The 16,474-nt window shown below is 59.0% G+C and carries 13 protein-coding genes; 10 read left to right on the forward strand and 3 right to left on the reverse strand.

Features of this window, described 5'->3' with window-relative positions; genetic code table 11:
- Positions 1-82: 82 nt before the first annotated feature.
- Complete coding sequence (locus tag EV102420_RS03095) at positions 83-451, forward strand: phosphonate C-P lyase system protein PhnH (RefSeq protein ID WP_042388773.1); 369 nt, start codon at positions 83-85, stop codon at positions 449-451.
- Here EV102420_RS03095 and EV102420_RS03100 read toward each other — a convergent pair whose 3' ends face one another.
- Entirely contained in the window at positions 452-2,734 is a 2,283-nt protein-coding gene (locus tag EV102420_RS03100; RefSeq protein ID WP_042388775.1) for a hybrid sensor histidine kinase/response regulator, read from the reverse strand.
- A 114-nt stretch (positions 2,735-2,848) separates the two neighbouring features.
- On the opposite strand from EV102420_RS03100, the gene EV102420_RS03105 reads away from it, so the two are divergent.
- The 6 genes from EV102420_RS03105 to EV102420_RS03130 are packed head-to-tail and all read left to right on the forward strand — an operon-like array spanning position 2,849 to position 8,980.
- The gene (locus EV102420_RS03105) at positions 2,849-4,360 is read left to right on the forward strand and encodes a sugar ABC transporter ATP-binding protein (RefSeq protein WP_042388778.1); all 1,512 of its coding nucleotides are present in this window, start codon (positions 2,849-2,851) and stop codon (positions 4,358-4,360) included.
- A complete protein-coding gene (locus EV102420_RS03110; protein ID WP_042388780.1) occupies positions 4,353-5,360 on the forward strand; it encodes an ABC transporter permease subunit in 1,008 nt (335 codons plus the stop codon). The genes EV102420_RS03105 and EV102420_RS03110 overlap by 8 nt, the downstream gene beginning before the upstream one ends.
- A gap of 30 nt (positions 5,361-5,390) precedes the next feature.
- A complete protein-coding gene (locus tag EV102420_RS03115; RefSeq protein WP_042388782.1) occupies positions 5,391-6,332 on the forward strand; it encodes an ABC transporter substrate-binding protein in 942 nt (313 codons plus the stop codon).
- 55 nt (positions 6,333-6,387) lie between these two features.
- Positions 6,388-7,083 (forward strand): D-lyxose/D-mannose isomerase, encoded by a 696-nt coding sequence (locus tag EV102420_RS03120; RefSeq protein ID WP_042388784.1) that lies wholly within the window; start codon positions 6,388-6,390, stop codon positions 7,081-7,083.
- A 14-nt stretch (positions 7,084-7,097) separates the two neighbouring features.
- Complete coding sequence (locus EV102420_RS03125; RefSeq protein ID WP_042388785.1) at positions 7,098-7,958, forward strand: ketose 1,6-bisphosphate aldolase; 861 nt, start codon at positions 7,098-7,100, stop codon at positions 7,956-7,958.
- Positions 7,955-8,980: a carbohydrate kinase family protein gene (locus EV102420_RS03130; RefSeq protein WP_106403893.1), complete on the forward strand. Its 1,026-nt coding sequence runs from the start codon at positions 7,955-7,957 to the stop codon at positions 8,978-8,980. The genes EV102420_RS03125 and EV102420_RS03130 overlap by 4 nt, the downstream gene beginning before the upstream one ends.
- Here the strand turns inward: EV102420_RS03130 and EV102420_RS03135 are convergent.
- On the reverse strand, positions 8,959-9,690 hold the full coding sequence (locus EV102420_RS03135; protein ID WP_042388834.1) for a response regulator: 732 nt from the start codon (positions 9,688-9,690) through the stop codon (positions 8,959-8,961). The genes EV102420_RS03130 and EV102420_RS03135 overlap by 22 nt on opposite strands.
- A 271-nt stretch (positions 9,691-9,961) precedes the next feature.
- Here EV102420_RS03135 and fdhF point away from each other — a divergent pair, with 271 nt between their 5' ends.
- Positions 9,962-12,109: a formate dehydrogenase subunit alpha gene (fdhF, locus tag EV102420_RS03145; RefSeq protein WP_077776482.1), complete on the forward strand. Its 2,148-nt coding sequence runs from the start codon at positions 9,962-9,964 to the stop codon at positions 12,107-12,109.
- Positions 12,110-12,470: 361 nt separating this feature from the next.
- Positions 12,471-12,623, forward strand: coding sequence for a Hok/Gef family protein (locus EV102420_RS03150; RefSeq protein WP_042388790.1), 153 nt, complete (start codon positions 12,471-12,473; stop codon positions 12,621-12,623).
- A 137-nt stretch (positions 12,624-12,760) separates the two neighbouring features.
- Here EV102420_RS03150 and gltP read toward each other — a convergent pair whose 3' ends face one another.
- Positions 12,761-14,074, reverse strand: a complete 1,314-nt coding sequence (gltP, locus tag EV102420_RS03155; RefSeq protein WP_042388792.1) for a glutamate/aspartate:proton symporter GltP — start codon at positions 14,072-14,074, stop codon at positions 12,761-12,763.
- A 414-nt stretch (positions 14,075-14,488) separates the two neighbouring features.
- Between gltP and acs the strand changes: the two genes are divergently transcribed.
- Positions 14,489-16,447, forward strand: coding sequence for an acetate--CoA ligase (acs, locus tag EV102420_RS03160; protein WP_042388793.1), 1,959 nt, complete (start codon positions 14,489-14,491; stop codon positions 16,445-16,447).
- The last annotated feature ends 27 nt before the right edge of the window (positions 16,448-16,474 follow it).

Genomic DNA, 16,474 nt, shown 5'->3' on the forward strand with positions numbered 1-16,474 from the left:
TCTTCATTATCCGGTCATGGTAACTTAACCTAAATGTCACACTCGGCGGCCAGGATAGGACGATTCTAACCGGAGGTCGTCCATGCAGGGTGCTCAACACCATTTTCGCCGTCTATCTAAAGCTATGAGCGAGCCGGGGGTCATTGTCACCTTCAGCCCGCTTAACGATGAGTGCCAGCCGCTCGATCTCGCCAGCGTGCTGCTAACGTTAACCGATAGCAGCCGCGCCCCGCTGATTTTACAGGTTGCCAGCCTGAGCGGCGGGCGCATGCTGCGTCTGACCGGCAACGGCATCGCCGATGAGCGCATGGTTGCCCCTCAGCTGCCGGAGCGCATCGTGCATGAGCTTACCGAACGTCTGCCCCCCTTCTCGCCGGATGTCGATCTGCTCCTGACCTGCGGCGAACGCCTGATGGCCATTCCCCGCACGACCCATATCGAAGTCCGCTGATTAGCGCGCCTGCGCTTTTCGTAGCGCCTGAGCCAGCTGGGCGCGGGTAAAAGGTTTACGCAGCAGCTCAACGTCCGGCAGAGCCGGGTTGTCCGCCGGGCGCAGATCCTGGCCGCTGATTAGCAGCAGCGCCAGGCCGGGATAGTGCTGGCGAGCAAACTGTACGACCTCCGCGCCGCTCAGCCTGCCCGGCAGCATCAGATCGCTCAGCAGAAAATCGATATCCGGCGCGGCGTCCAGCAGCGCCAGCGCCTGCTCGCTGTTTTCCGCCTCCAGCGTCAGGTAGCCGAGCTGATGCAGTTGCTCGCACAGCGTCTGGCGTACGTCGGCCTCATCCTCCAGGACCAGAATCAGCCGGTCGGTGTTATCGCCATCGGGCATGGACTCAGGCTCGCTGACGTCATGCGCCAGCTCGGAGGCGCGGGGCAGATGCAGCCGCACCGTCGTCCCCTGCTCCGGCGCGCTCTCAATCTCTACCCGTCCGCCCGACTGGCGAATAAATCCATACACCATCGACAGGCCAAGGCCGCTGCCGCTGCCGGTCTGCTTGGTGGTAAAAAAGGGTTCGAACACCTGAGCTTTAATCGCCTGCGACATACCGCAGCCTCGGTCGGCCACCTCCAGCGCCACCATATCCTGACGGCGTCCATCGCTGCGCGTGACCCGTTGGTTCCAGGTGCGGATGCGGATAACGCCGCTTCGGCCCTCCATCGCGTCGCGGGCGTTCATCACCAAGTTGATCAGGGCGTTCTCCAGCTGCCCGACGTCGATCCACGCCGCCCACGCGGGCTGTTGCGCCTCAATCTCCAGCGTCAGGGTGGCAGGCAGAGAGTGACGCAGCAGCTCGTTCAGGTTTTCCAGCAGAGGCTGCATCGCCACCGCCTGCGGGTGCAGGGACTGCTTGCGCGAAAACGCCAGCAGGCGCTGGGTGAGCAGCGCACCCCGCTCGGCGGCCTTCAGCGCCCGGCTGATGCGTGGCGCATCCGGCGAACCTGGGCTGACCAGCTCCAGGCTGCCGATGATCACCGCCAGCAGGTTATTAAAATCGTGCGCCAGTCCGCCCGTCAGCTGCCCCACCGCTTTCATCTTCTGACTGTGCAGCAGCGCCTCCTCCAGCCCTTGCCGTTCGGTGCGGTCAATCTCCATCTGGGTTGTCTTCTCCCGCAGCAACCGGGAGGTGTGCTCCAGCGAGGCGGTATTGCGGGCAAAGACGTTAAACGCGCGCGCCAGCTCCCCCAGCTCATCCCGCCGCTGTAGCGCCGGAACCGAGACATCCTGCTCCCCTCGTGCCAGCTGGCTCATCGCCCGGGAGATAGCCGTCAGGTTTGATCCCAGGTTCCGGTAGATGTACCAGCCCGCAAAGCCGGTGATCACCAGCGCCAGCAGAGCAAAGGCGATAATTAACAGGATGATAGACCTCAGCTCCCGGTGGCTTCGATCGATACGCTGCTGGGAGACGTCCACGACGCGTTCAACATACTGGTTGATATCCGTATTCAAAAAGGCCACCAGCGCCTTGATATGGTACATGTACCAGCTGATCGCCAGATCGCTCTCTTCAAGCTGCAAGGAGAGCGGCCCCAGCTTGCGCAGCTCGGCGGTGAAGTCGCCCAGCACGGTGTTGATGAGGGGTGAACCCGCCTCCTCGGGCAGTTGCGTCATAATGGTATCCAGCGCCGCTACCGTTGGACGCGGAGAAGGGGTTTGGATCGCCGCGCCGATCAGGCGGTCTATCTCATCCAGCAGTCGCGCATCCGGCACGCTGCCGCCGTCGCGCAGCATGATCCCCCGGATCTGATGCAGGTAGCTCTGATTTTGGTAGAGCGAGCTAAGCAGCGCGTTACGCTGCAGGTGGCGGCGATGGCCCCGCTCCAGCATCTGCGTTGCGCTGTGCTGGAGCTCGGTGCTGCGCTGAATGATCTGCGCCACCAGCTGCTGCTCGCTTTGCGCCAGCGGCGCGTGGGCTAGCTGCGCCAGCGAGCGTTGCAGAGCCGCCTGGGTCGCCTTCAGCCGATCGGCCTCACCCTGATACTCCAGCGCACCCACCACCTGCGACAGCCTGACCGCCGCCGTGGCGACGTTCGCCGTATCCCGCGCAAGGTTCATACTGCCGGTCATATCGTCCAGCGTCTGCTGCTGCACCAGCTCCTGGATCTGGCTGGCGTGGCGAAACCCCAGCACCGCAGCGCCGCTGACCATCAGCGTCACCACCATCACCAGCAGGTTAAAGATGAGCAGTCGCCCGCGCGCGCTGGCGAAAAAGTGACTTCCTTGCTGCGGCATATCACGCTCCCGGAAGAAAAATCACAATATGACAAATATGAACGGCTTCTGACATTTTGCGTTTACGTTCCTGTGATGGAGTGCTGATATCGCCCACCTCGCAGGAGATCCGCCATGAGCAGGACACCGGTACTGGAAATGCGCAATATTGCCAAAGCCTTTGGCAAATTCTATGCGCTTAAGGGTGTGGATCTCACGGTCTGGCCTGGTGAAATTCATGCCCTGATGGGAGAGAACGGCGCGGGTAAAAGCACGCTGATGAAAATTCTCGCCGGGGCCTACACCGCTACCAGCGGTGAGATCCTGATCGACGGCCAGCCCTACAGCATTAAAGGCCCGAAGGATGCCCTCTCTGCCGGTATTACCCTGATCTACCAGGAGATGCAGCTCGCCCCGAACCTCACCGTTGCTGAGAACATTTTCCTCGGCAGCGAGCTCTCCAACGGTGGGCTGATCAAGCGTAAAGAGATGGTTACCCAGGCGCAGAGCGTCATTAACCGCCTCGGGGCGCAGTTTAAGGCCAGCGATCTGGTGATGAAGCTGACCATCGCCGAGCAGCAGCAGGTCGAGATCGCCCGGGCGCTGCACCGCAACAGCCGCGTGCTGGTGATGGATGAACCCACCGCCGCCCTCTCCTCTCGGGAAACCCATCGTCTGTTTGAGCTGATCCTGCGCCTGCGCGACGAGGGCATGGCGATTATCTATATCAGCCACCGCATGGCCGAGGTGTACGAGCTCTCCGACCGCGTCAGCGTCCTGCGTGACGGGCAGTACGTCGGCAGCCTGATGCGCGACAAGCTGAACGCGGCCGAGCTGGTACGCATGATGGTGGGCCGCCCGCTCAGCGACCTGTTTAATAAAGAGCGCGACATTACCCCTGGCGAAACCCGCCTCAACGTGCAGAACCTCACCGACGGCGGCAAAATTCACCCTATCAGCCTGCACGTCCGCGCCGGGGAGATCGTTGGCCTTGCGGGGCTGGTGGGCGCCGGTCGCTCCGAGCTGGCGCAGCTAATTTTTGGCGTGCGCCGCGCCACCGGTGGCGTCATTGAGATTGACGGCGAGCCGGTGGTGATCCACTCCCCGCGCACCGCTATCGATTTGGGCATTGGCTTTCTCACCGAGAACCGTAAAGAGCAGGGGCTGTTTCTCGAACTGGCCGCTGCCGAAAATATCACCATGGCGACGCTGGAGCGCGATGCGAACTACGGCATGCTGGATCGCAAAAAGGCCCAGGCTATCTCTGACGACGCTATTCAGCTCTTGCAGATCCGCGTTCCCCACGCGCAGGTTCGGGCGGGGGGACTCTCCGGCGGCAATCAGCAGAAGCTGCTGATCTCCCGCTGGGTCGCTATTAATCCACGCATTCTGATCCTCGACGAGCCAACGCGCGGCGTCGACGTCGGGGCGAAAAGCGAGATCTACCGGATCATGAACCAGATGGCGCACAAAGGCGTGGCGATCCTGATGATCTCCAGCGAGCTGCCGGAGGTGGTTGGCATGAGCGACCGCGTCTACGTGATGCATGAAGGCACCATTGCCGGCGAGCTGCACGGAGAGGCGATCACCCAGGAAAATATAATGACGCTGGCAACCGGCGTAGATGAGGCGGTACACCATGGCTAAAAAAGAGACCTTAGCACCTACCCCACAGCAGGTAGCGAAATCCGCGTCGGCAAAGAAAATGCTGATGGGGGATCTGATGCAAACGGTCGGGATCCTACCGATCCTGATCCTGATCGTCGCCGTCTTTGGGTTTATTGCGCCTAACTTCTTTACCGAGAGCAACCTGCTTAATATCACCCGTCAGGCGTCGATTAACATCGTGCTGGCGGCGGGCATGACCTTCATTATTTTAACCGGCGGTATTGACCTGTCGGTGGGCTCGATACTGGGCACCACCGCCGTGGCAGCCATGGTCGTCTCGCTGATCCCAGAGCTGTCGATGCTGTCGATTCCGGCGGCGCTGATGCTCGGCCTGGTGCTGGGGCTGTTTAACGGCGCGCTGGTGGCCTTTGCCGGGCTGCCGCCGTTTATTGTCACCCTTGGCACCTATACCGCCCTGCGCGGCGCGGCCTACCTGCTGGCGGACGGCACCACGGTGATTAACTCCAGTATTAGCTTCGAGTGGATCGGCAATAACTACCTCGGCCCGATCCCGTGGCTGGTGGTCATCGCCCTGGTGGTGATCGCGATCTGCTGGTTTATCCTGCGTCGCACCACCCTCGGGGTCCACATCTACGCCGTCGGCGGCAACATGCAGGCAGCGCGCCTCACCGGGATCAAGGTGTGGCTGGTGCTGCTCTTCGTCTACGGCATGAGCGGCCTGCTCTCCGGTCTCGGCGGGGTGATGAGCGCCTCGCGCCTCTACAGCGCCAACGGCAACCTCGGCACCGGCTACGAGCTGGACGCCATCGCGGCGGTGATCCTCGGCGGCACCAGCTTTGTCGGCGGCATCGGCACCATCACCGGTACGCTGGTGGGCGCGCTGATTATCGCCACCCTCAACAACGGCATGACGCTGATGGGCGTCTCCTACTTCTGGCAGCTGGTGATCAAAGGGGCGGTGATCATCATTGCGGTGCTAATCGATAAATACCGTACCCGTCACCATCAAAGTGCATAACAACAATACCCTACAGATAAGGAACAGAATATGCGTTTGAAACCCTTAGTCACCGCGCTCTGTGCTGGCGCACTGCTTGCCGCAACGCCGTTTGCGCAGGCCAAAGATCTGAAGTCCATTGGCGTTACCGTCGGCGACCTGGCGAACCCGTTCTTTGTCCAGATCACCAAGGGCGCAGAGCTGGAGGCGCGCAAGCTGGCCGGGGATAACGTCAAGGTGACCCTGGTCTCCAGCGGCTACGATCTCGGCCAGCAGGTGTCGCAGATCGATAACTTTATTGCCGCGAAGGTAGACATGATCATTCTCAACGCGGCGGATTCCAAAGGCATCGGCCCGGCGGTAAAGCGTGCTAAAGATGCCGGGATCGTGGTGGTGGCGGTTGACGTGGCGGCCGAAGGTGCCGACGCGACCATCACCTCCGATAACACCCAGGCAGGCGAAATCGCCTGTAAGTACATCACCGATCGCCTGAAAGGCAAAGGTGACGTGGTGATCATCAACGGGCCGCCGGTCTCAGCGGTGCAGAACCGCGTTGAGGGCTGCCAGACCGAGTTCAAGCGTCACCCTGGCATCAAGGTGCTCTCCTGGAACCAGAACGCCAAGGGCAGTCGCGAAGGTGGCCTGGAGATCATGACCTCCCTGCTGGCAGCCAATCCGAAGATCGACGGCGTATTCGCCATTAACGATCCTACGGCGATCGGGGCCGATCTTGCTGCGAAGCAGGCCCAGCGCAGCGAGTTCTTTATCGTTGGCGTAGACGGCTCGCCGGACGGGGAAGAGGCACTGAAGCGTGAGAACTCCCTGTTCGTGGCCACCCCGGCCCAGGATCCGCAGGTAATGGCGGCGAAGGCGGTGGAGATTGGCTATGACATCCTGCAGGGCAAACCCGCGCCGAAAGAGCCGGTGCTGATCCCGGTCACGATGATCGATAAGCAGAGCGTAGCGAACTACAAAGGCTGGACGGTTAAATAACGTAAACGCCGGGTAGCGCTGCGCTTACCCGGCCTACGCCTCTGGAGGCCCGTATATGAAACGCTCCGCGATTAACGAAATCCTTGGTCACACGCGGCAGTTTTTCTCCATGCACGACGTGCACCTGCCGGCTTTTGCCAGCTTCGCCCCGGCCCGCTGGCGGCAGCTGCCTGCCGATGCCTGGCAGGAAGTGTTTGATCTGCGGCTGGGATGGGACGTGACTGCTTTTGGCGGAGCGAACTTTGCAGCACAGGGGTTAACGCTCTTCACTCTGCGCAACGGCTCTCCCGGTGGTACGCCGTGGCCCAAATGCTATGCGGAAAAGATCATGCACGTCCGCGACGGCCAGCTGACCCCCATGCATTTTCACTGGCGCAAGCGCGAAGACATTATTAACCGCGGCGGCGGTAATTTGATTATCGAGCTGTGGAACGCCGGATCCGACCAGCAGACCGAACAGAGCGACGTGACGGTGGCCATCGACGGCTGTTTACAGACGCATACGGCGGGCAGCCAGCTGCGCCTGGCACCAGGAGAGAGCATCTGCCTGCCGCCGGGGCTGTATCACAGCTTCTGGGGCGAACACGGCTTTGGCGACGTGCTGGTGGGCGAGGTCTCCTCCGTCAATGATGATGACCATGACAACCACTTCCTGCAGCCGCGCGATCGCTATAACAGCATTGAAGAAGATGAGCCCGCCCAGCTGGTGCTCTGTAACGAATATTCCCTGTTTCTTCACCCGGTTCCCTAACCAAGGAGGCTGCAATGCCGCTGATCTCTCTCGCCGAAGGATTGAAACATGCCCGTGTGCATCAGTATGCGCTGGGTGCCTTTAACGTCCTGGATACCCACTTTCTGCGGGCGCTGTTTGCCGCCGCAAAACAGCAGCGCTCGCCGTTTATCATCAACATTGCCGAAGTGCACTTTAAGTACCTGTCGCTGGATACGCTGGTAGAGGCGGTGAAGTATGAAGCTGCCCGGCACGATATTCCGGTGGTGCTTAACCTCGATCACGGCCTGCACTTTGAGGCGGTCGTGCAGGCGCTGCGCCTCGGTTTTACCTCCGTGATGTTTGACGGCTCAACGCTGGACTATGAAGAGAACGTGCGCCAGACGCGGGAGGTGGTGAAGATGTGCCACGCGGTTGGCGTCTCGGTTGAGGGCGAGCTAGGGGCGGTAGGCGGTGACGAAGGCGGAGCGCTGTACGGCCATGCCGACGAGGCGTTCTTTACCGATCCAGAAAAGGCCCGGGATTTTGTCGACCGAACCGGCATCGATGCGCTGGCTGTGGCGATCGGTAACGCCCACGGCAAATACAAAGGTGAGCCGAAGCTCGATTTTACCCGCCTGGAGGCGATTCGCCAGCAGACTGCCCTGCCGCTGGTGCTGCACGGCGGCTCCGGCATTAGCGACGCGGACTTCCGCCGCGCCATCAGCCTGGGCATCCATAAAATCAACTTCTATACCGGGATGTCGCAGGCCGCCCTGGCTGCGGTGGACAAAAGCATGGCCGCGCGGGATCAGATCTACGACGAGTTCGCCGAGCTGATGCTCAGCATTGAGCAGGCCATCACCGATATTGTTGCCGAGCAGATGCGCATCTTCGGCAGCGAGGGGAAAATCTGATGGCTCGCAGAGGCATCATCGCGGCGGGCAATATGCTGGTGGATCACGTCCACCAGATCGTGCAGTGGCCGGAGCGCGGCTGGCTGGCCGAAATTGTCCACAGCGAACGCTCCACCGGCGGCGCGCCGCTGAATGTTCTGCTGACGCTGGCGAAGATGCGTACCGGCCTGCCGCTACAGGCGGTGGGGCTGGTGGGCGAGGATAATGACGGCGACTACATTATGGCGATGCTGGAGCAGTACCACGTCAACCGCCAGCATGTTCAGCGCACCACCTTTGCCCCTACCTCCATGTCGCAGGTGATGACCGATCCCAGTGGCCAGCGCACCTTTTTCCACTCTCCCGGTGCCAACCGCCTGCTGGATCTGCCCGCCTTCGATCGCCTTGATAACAGCATGAAAATTTTCCATCTCGGCTATCTGCTGCTGCTGGACAGCCTGGATATGCCGGACGACGAGTTTGGCACCCGCAGCGCCCGGCTGCTGGCCCAGATGCACAGCCTGGGCTTTGAAACCTCGCTGGATCTGGTGTCGCGCAAAGGCGATCCCCGCTACCGTCCACTGGTTAACCCGGCCCTGAAGCATCTGGACTATCTGGTGATTAATGAGCTGGAGGCGGGCGAGTTCAGCGAGCTGGCGATCCGCCACGAAAACGGCGAGCCGCATATTGAGCATATCGCCCAGGCGGCGGCGCAGCTGTTAGCCGCAGGCGTGAAGCAGCGGGTGGTGATCCACTGCCCTGAGGGGGCGTGGGGACAAACGCCGCAGGCGCCGGGCGTCTGGATCCCCTCCTGGCACCTCGCGCAGGAGGAGATTGTCGGTAGCGTCGGTGCAGGAGATGCGTTCTGCGCCGGGTTCCTTTACGGCTGCCATGAAGCGTGGCCGCTACTGGAGAGTATCCAGCTTGCCCACGTCTGCGCCAGGGCCAGCCTGCTGGCCGCCAACGCCATCGACGGCGCGAAAACGCTGGACGAGCATCGGGCGTTTATCCGCGATAATGCTCAGGCCGCGATCTCGTTATGAACCACGTCGGCAGCGAATACGTAGCCCAGGCCACGGATAGTTTTAATCAGCGCAGGCTGATGCGGGTTCAGCTCGATTTTGCGCCGTAGCCGCATAATCAGTACGTCGATGGTGCGGTCAAAAACGTCCATGCTTTCGCTATGAGTGAGGGCCAGCAGCTGTTCGCGGTTCAGTACCCGCCGCGCATTCTGCATCAGTGCCAGCAGCAGGCCATACTCGCCCTGAGTGAGCGGCGTCAGCTGGCCGTGCGGATCGTGCAGCTCACAGCGGGTCGTATTCAGGCTCCAGCCGTTAAACGCCATATCTGCCCCTTTCGCGACAGGCACCTCCGCCGCCAGCGCGCCGGTACGCCGCAGCACCGCCTTCAGACGGGCCACCACTACGCGAGGGTTAAAGGGTTTGGCGATATAGTCGTCCGCGCCCATCTCAAGCCCCACCACCACGTCCGACTCGCTGCCCAGCCCGGTGAGCATCACCACCGGCAGCGCCGGCCGCACGCGCTGCAGCTGTTGCAGCACCATCAGCCCGTTAGTGTCCGGTAGCACCATATCCAGCAGCACCAGTGCGATTTCGGGTTGCTCAGCGGCAAGCGTCAGCGCCTCCCGGCCGCTATGACAGACGTGCACGGCAAAGACATGCTCGTTAAGCACGTCCTGCAAGAGTTCGCAGACTGCCGCATCATCATCCACTATCAGAATTGCCGGTTTCATCATCTACGCCCGTCAGAGAGACATGCCTAAGTGTTAGCCATTCTGGTGAGGATCGGCAGCAAATCACACCGCCACGTGCTGGATCTTTAACCGCTGTCACACCCCTTCGCTTTTCGACACGTCAAATGTGTCGATGCTCTGTTTATCGACAGGGTTTTGCCGCGCACTCGCCCGTCATCCCTGCTAATCCCCACAATAACAATGTGGCATGCAAGATGCATAGTGGGGCCAGGAGCGCAAAAGCGCGCTGTGTTTAACTGGAGCAGAAGCGATGAAAAAAGTCGTCACGGTTTGCCCGTACTGCGCCTCAGGTTGCAAGATCAACCTCGTGGTGGATAACGGAAAAATCGTTCGCGCGGAGGCGGCGCAGGGGAAAACCAACCAGGGAACCCTGTGCCTGAAAGGCTACTACGGCTGGGATTTTATCAACGATACCCAGATCCTCACCCCGCGTCTGAAAACACCTATGATCCGTCGCCAGCGCGGCGGCAAGCTGGAAGCGGTCTCCTGGGACGAAGCGTTGAACTATGTCGCCGACCGCCTGAGCGCAATCAAAGAGAAATATGGCCCGGACGCGATCCAGACCACCGGCTCGTCGCGCGGTACCGGCAATGAAACCAACTATGTGATGCAGAAATTTGCGCGCGCCGTTATTGGCACCAATAACGTCGACTGCTGCGCACGCGTCTGACACGGCCCCTCGGTTGCAGGTCTGCACCAGTCGGTCGGTAATGGCGCAATGAGTAATGCCATCACGGAAATTGATAACACGGATTTAGTCTTTATCTTTGGCTATAACCCGGCAGATTCCCACCCTATCGTCGCCAATCATGTGATCCGTGCGAAGCGTAACGGGGCGAAAATTATTGTCTGCGATCCGCGCAAAATCGAAACCGCGCGCATTGCCGATATGCACCTTGCGTTGAAGAACGGCTCGAACATTGCGCTGCTCAACGCCCTTGGGCATGTCATTGTTGAAGAGAAGCTCTACGACGCGGCGTTTGTGGCGAACCGCACCCAAGGCTTTGAAGAGTATTGCAAAATTGTTGAAGGCTACACGCCAGAGTCCGTCGAGGATATTACCGGCGTTAGCGCTCAGGCGATCCGCCAGGCCGCACGGCTCTATGCCGGGGCGAAAACGGCATCGATCCTGTGGGGCATGGGCGTGACCCAGTTCTACCAGGGGGTAGAGACCGTACGTTCTCTCACCAGCCTGGCGATGCTCACCGGCAACCTGGGCAAGGCGCACGTCGGCGTCAACCCGGTACGCGGGCAGAACAACGTGCAGGGCGCGTGTGATATGGGCGCGCTGCCGGACACCTATCCGGGCTACCAGTACATCAGCGATCCGGCGAATCGGGAAAAATTCGCCCGCGCCTGGGGCGTAGAGAGCCTGCCGGCCCATACCGGCTACCGCATCAGCGAGCTGCCGCATCGGGCGGCGCATGGCGAAGTGCGGGCGGCCTATATTATGGGTGAGGATCCGCTGCAGACCGACGCCGAGCTTTCGGCGGTGCGCAAAGGGTTTGAGGACCTTGAGCTGGTCATCGTGCAGGATATCTTTATGACCAAAACCGCGGCGGCGGCGGATGTCATTTTACCGTCAACGTCGTGGGGCGAGCATGAGGGCGTCTATACGGCGGCGGATCGCGGCTTCCAGCGCTTCTTCAAGGCGGTGGAGCCCCAGTGGGATCTGAAAACCGACTGGCAGATTATCAGCGAGATCGCCACGCGGATGGGCTACCCCATGCACTATAACAATACCCAGGAGATTTGGGACGAGCTGCGCCATCTCTGCCCGGACTTCTACGGTGCAACCTACGAGAAGATGGGCGAGCTGGGCTACATTCAGTGGCCGTGCCGCGATGAGTCGGACGCTGACCAGGGGACGTCATACCTCTTTAAAGAGAAGTTTGATACCGACACAGGGCTGGCGAAGTTCTTTACCTGCGACTGGGTTGCCCCTATTGATAAGCTGACCGACGACTACCCGATGGTGCTCTCTACGGTACGTGAGGTGGGCCACTACTCCTGCCGCTCAATGACCGGCAACTGTGCGGCGCTGGCCGCGCTGGCTGATGAGCCGGGCTATGCGCAGATCAATACCGCCGATGCCGCCCGGCTGGGCATCGAGGATGAGGCGCTGGTATGGGTCAACTCGCGCAAAGGCAGAATCATCACCCGGGCGCAGGTCAGCGACCGCCCGAACCAGGGTGCGGTCTACATGACCTACCAGTGGTGGATTGGGGCCTGTAACGAGTTGGTCACGGAGAACCTGAGTCCGATAACCAAAACGCCGGAGTATAAGTACTGCGCCGTACGCGTGGAGGCGATTGACGATCAGCAGGCTGCCGAGCGGTACGTCATCGACGAGTATAACAAGCTTAAATCCCGACTGCGGGAGAGTGCATTAGGTTAAAATAGCTGTACTAATTAATAACGGCCTCGAATAAGAGGCCGTTATTACAGGCTAATTATATTCATTCAATTAATTATTAATAGCGCAGCATGAACCACATCGCAGAATAATGTAATTACCTCAAGGGAATTACATTGCTATTTCTCTTTTCTTTTAACCTGAAGGCGATATCATTACTGGTGGGTGCTTAAGGCTTTCTGTCTTAAGCACGCTCATTGTTATTCCGAACAACCTTGAGAGTGTGGTGGACAGAGAGTTGAAGGCCCCGAGCAATGTTTCCATTAACTCGGGGGCTACTCTCACACAACCCTAGCAGGTTGAGAGTAGCCTCTTACCCTTTTTTTTGCAAGGAGTAAAAGGCATGACGCCATTGAAATACCTGTTAGCCATTCTGTTAGTGGTTTGTCTAACAATTCTGACTTTTGCTTTTATTAACCGCGGAAGGCTTTGCGAGTTTAATATAAAAAACGATCGTCAGGAGGTGGCGGCTAAATTAGCCTGTACAGCAGGCTAACTCAACGGGCGGGGTAACCCGCCCATATTGTTAGCGTTGTGTCCTTAATGCACCCTTTTATAATTTTTATAAATATATTCACGCCATGTGAATAATAAAAAACCCGCCTCGGCGGGTTTTTTATTACTTATAAAGTATTATTGATTAGCAGTCTTTTTAAACTTGCCCAAGGTCTCACGCTCGTAGGCCAGCGCTTTTTGGCTGTCGAATTTGCGTTCCCACTTGGCAATTACCAGCACCGCCAGCGCGTTACCCACCACGTTCAGCGCGGTACGGGCCATATCGAGGATACGGTCAACGCCGGCGATAAACGCCAGCCCTTCCAGCGGGATCCCCACGCTGCCCAGAGTCGCCAGCAGCACCACAAACGACACGCCCGGTACGCCAGCGATGCCTTTCGAGGTCACCATCAGCGTCAGCACCAGGATGATCTCCTGGCCCAGAGAGAGGTCAATGCCGTAGAGCTGGGCGATAAAGATGGCGGCGATGCTCTGATAGAGCGTGGAGCCGTCGAGGTTAAAGGAGTAGCCGGTCGGCACCACGAAGCTGGTGATGGACGCTGGCGCACCGTAGGCCTCCATCTTCTCAATAATACGCGGCAGAACGCTCTCAGAGCTGGCGGTTGAGTAGGCCAGGATCAGCTCGTCCTTCAGGATACGGATCAGCGTCCAGATGCTCAGCTTGCACATCCGCGCCACCGCGCCCAGCACCACCAGCGCAAAGAACAGGATCGCCACGTAGACAAGGATCACCAGCTTGGCGAGCGGCCACAGCGAGGCGAAGCCGAAGTTGGCTACCGTCACCGAGATCAGAGCAAACACACCAATTGGCGCATAGCGCATCACCATGTGGGTGACTTTAAACATGGTCTCTGAAATAGAGCGGAACACGGTCACCAGCGGATCGCGGTGCGCGGCAGGTAGGGACGACAGCCCGAGGCCAAACAGCACCGAGAAGAAGATGATCGGCAGCATGTCGCCCTTCGCCATAGAGGCGACGATATTCGTCGGCACCAGCGAGAGGATGGTGCCCATCAGCCCGTGGGCATGGCTCTGCACTTCCGCCGTGGTGCTCTGATATTTTGAAATATCCACCGTCGCCAGCTGCGTCATATCAATGCCCGCCCCCGGCTGGAACACGTTAGCCAGCGTGATACCCAGCACGATGGCAACGGTAGTGATGATTTCAAAATAGAGAATCGTTTTGACACCGATACGGCCAAGCTGCTTCGCGTCGCCCACGCCTGCAATGCCCACAACCAGCGTGGAGATCACAATCGGAACCACAATCATCTTGATCAGGTGGATAAAGATATCGCCCGCCGGTGAAAGCAGGTTTGCAATCAGCCACTCGCGGCTATCGCTTTGGTAATGCAGGAAACTACCCAGAAGAATACCCAGCACAAGGGCCAGCAAAATCTGCCAGGCCAGGCTGACTTTCACATTTTTCATAACTACAGACGTCCTCAATGAAGCACCATTCCGTGTACCGGAGCGATACATACTGAAAGGGGTGTGATTAGCGTTGCTTAGTAAAGCGGGGTTTTTTAACGCGCATTATCAGTACCATTTGCATGGTATCAAGTGCAACCCTTTAAGATGAGGGTCTTTCACCGCAAAAGTGCATAAGAAGCGACTTTTATCCCACACTTAATGCATAACTATATGTTATGGATAAGCTTTTCATTACTCATCCTGCAAACATCACCAATGGTGATTATTTCCCTTCAAAGATTCATTTGCTGAATTTTCAACCATTCAAACAATGCGTGATCTTCCGCCCAAAAAGTAAACAAAGCCGTGCTTCACTCTTCCCTTAACGTTTCCGTGACATATCCTTAACATCTTACAAGGAGAACAAAAGCCATGAGCCAAATACATAAACACTCTGTTCCCGCCAATATCGCGGAAAATTGCCTGATTAACCCGGAGCAGTATGAGGCGAAATATCAGCAATCCGTCAGCGACCCTGACACCTTCTGGGGTGAAGAGGGCAAAATTCTTGACTGGATCCGGCCTTATCAGAAGGTAAAAAATACCTCCTTCGCGCCGGGTAACGTCTCTATTAAATGGTATGAGGATGGCACGCTCAACCTGGCCGCCAACTGTCTCGACAGGCACCTGGCCGAGCGCGGTGACCAGACGGCCATTATCTGGGAGGGCGATGACGCCCAGCAGAGCAAACATATCTCCTGGCGTGAACTGCACGCCGACGTCTGCCGCTTCGCTAACGTCCTGCTGGCGCTGGGCATCAAAAAAGGCGACGTGGTAGCGATCTATATGCCGATGGTGCCGGAAGCGGCGGTGGCGATGCTCGCCTGCGCACGCATCGGGGCTATTCACTCCGTGATCTTTGGCGGCTTCTCACCGGAAGCGGTAGCCGGACGCATTATCGACTCCAGCTCGCGACTGGTGATCACCGCCGACGAGGGCGTGCGTGCCGGACGCAGCATCCCGCTGAAAAAGAACGTTGACGATGCGCTGAAAAACCCCAACGTAACCACTATTGAACACGTGGTGGTATTCAAGCGTACCGGGGGCAGTATTGAGTGGCAGGAGGGGCGCGATCTCTGGTGGAGCGACGTGATGGCGCAGGCCAGCAGCGAGCACCAGCCGGTAGAGATGAACGCGGAAGATCCGCTCTTTATCCTCTATACCTCCGGCTCCACCGGCAAGCCAAAAGGGGTGCTGCACACCACCGGCGGCTATCTGGTCTACGCGGCCACCACCTTTAAGTATGTCTTTGATTACCATCCGGGCGACATCTACTGGTGCACCGCCGACGTTGGCTGGGTCACCGGTCACAGCTATCTGCTCTACGGTCCGCTGGCCTGCGGGGCGACTACCCTGATGTTTGAGGGCGTGCCAAATTGGCCTACCCCGGCGCGCATGGCGCAGGTAGTCGATAAGCACCAGGTTAATATTCTTTATACTGCGCCGACGGCGATCCGTGCCCTGATGGCGGAAGGCGACAAGGCCATTGACGGTACCGACCGCTCGTCGCTGCGCATCCTCGGCTCGGTGGGTGAACCGATCAACCCGGAAGCCTGGGAGTGGTACTGGAAGAAGATCGGTAATGAGAAGTGCCCGGTCATCGACACCTGGTGGCAAACCGAAACCGGAGGCTTCATGATCGCTCCGCTGCCGGGCGCAACCGAGCTGAAAGCGGGCTCTGCGACCCGTCCCTTCTTTGGCGTTCAGCCTGCACTGGTGGATAACGAAGGTACGCCGCTAGAAGGTGCTACCGAAGGCAATCTGGCAATAGTCGACTCCTGGCCTGGGCAGGCGCGTACGCTGTTTGGCGATCACGAGCGCTTTGAGCAGACCTACTTCTCAACCTTTAAAAACATGTACTTCAGCGGCGACGGCGCGCGGCGCGACGAGGACGGCTACTACTGGATCACTGGCCGCGTGGACGACGTGCTCAACGTCTCCGGTCATCGCCTCGGCACGGCGGAGATTGAATCCGCCCTGGTCTCGCATCCGAAAATCGCGGAAGCGGCGGTAGTGGGTATTCCTCACAACATTAAAGGCCAGGCGATCTATGCCTATGTCACGCTGAACCACGGCGAAGAGCCGTCCCCGGCGCTCTACACCGAAGTGCGCAACTGGGTACGCAAAGAGATCGGCCCGCTGGCCACGCCGGACGTGCTGCACTGGACTGACTCGCTGCCGAAAACGCGCTCCGGCAAAATCATGCGCCGCATTTTGCGCAAGATTGCCGCAGGGGACACCAGCAACCTCGGGGATACCTCAACGCTGGCCGATCCGGGCGTGGTAGAAAAACTGCTCGAAGAGAAGCAGGGTATCACCATGCCGTCGTAACGATTCCATCCTCACCCTCTCCCGTAT

Origin of the sequence: Pseudescherichia vulneris NBRC 102420, from assembly GCF_000759795.1 — a bacterium.
Lineage (GTDB): Bacteria > Pseudomonadota > Gammaproteobacteria > Enterobacterales > Enterobacteriaceae > Pseudescherichia > Pseudescherichia vulneris.

Bases quoted from the DNA above. Each gene is read 5' to 3' on its own strand.
- EV102420_RS03095 (WP_042388773.1), top strand. From the start codon at position 83: ATGCAGGGTGCTCAACACCATTTTCGCCGTCTATCTAAAGCTATGAGC.
- EV102420_RS03100 (WP_042388775.1), bottom strand. From the start codon at position 2,734: ATGCCGCAGCAAGGAAGTCACTTTTTCGCCAGCGCGCGCGGGCGACTG.
- EV102420_RS03105 (WP_042388778.1), top strand. From the start codon at position 2,849: ATGAGCAGGACACCGGTACTGGAAATGCGCAATATTGCCAAAGCCTTT.
- EV102420_RS03110 (WP_042388780.1), top strand. From the start codon at position 4,353: ATGGCTAAAAAAGAGACCTTAGCACCTACCCCACAGCAGGTAGCGAAA.
- EV102420_RS03115 (WP_042388782.1), top strand. From the start codon at position 5,391: ATGCGTTTGAAACCCTTAGTCACCGCGCTCTGTGCTGGCGCACTGCTT.
- EV102420_RS03120 (WP_042388784.1), top strand. From the start codon at position 6,388: ATGAAACGCTCCGCGATTAACGAAATCCTTGGTCACACGCGGCAGTTT.
- EV102420_RS03125 (WP_042388785.1), top strand. From the start codon at position 7,098: ATGCCGCTGATCTCTCTCGCCGAAGGATTGAAACATGCCCGTGTGCAT.
- EV102420_RS03135 (WP_042388834.1), bottom strand. From the start codon at position 9,690: ATGAAACCGGCAATTCTGATAGTGGATGATGATGCGGCAGTCTGCGAA.
- EV102420_RS03150 (WP_042388790.1), top strand. From the start codon at position 12,471: ATGACGCCATTGAAATACCTGTTAGCCATTCTGTTAGTGGTTTGTCTA.
- gltP (WP_042388792.1), bottom strand. From the start codon at position 14,074: ATGAAAAATGTGAAAGTCAGCCTGGCCTGGCAGATTTTGCTGGCCCTT.
- acs (WP_042388793.1), top strand. From the start codon at position 14,489: ATGAGCCAAATACATAAACACTCTGTTCCCGCCAATATCGCGGAAAAT.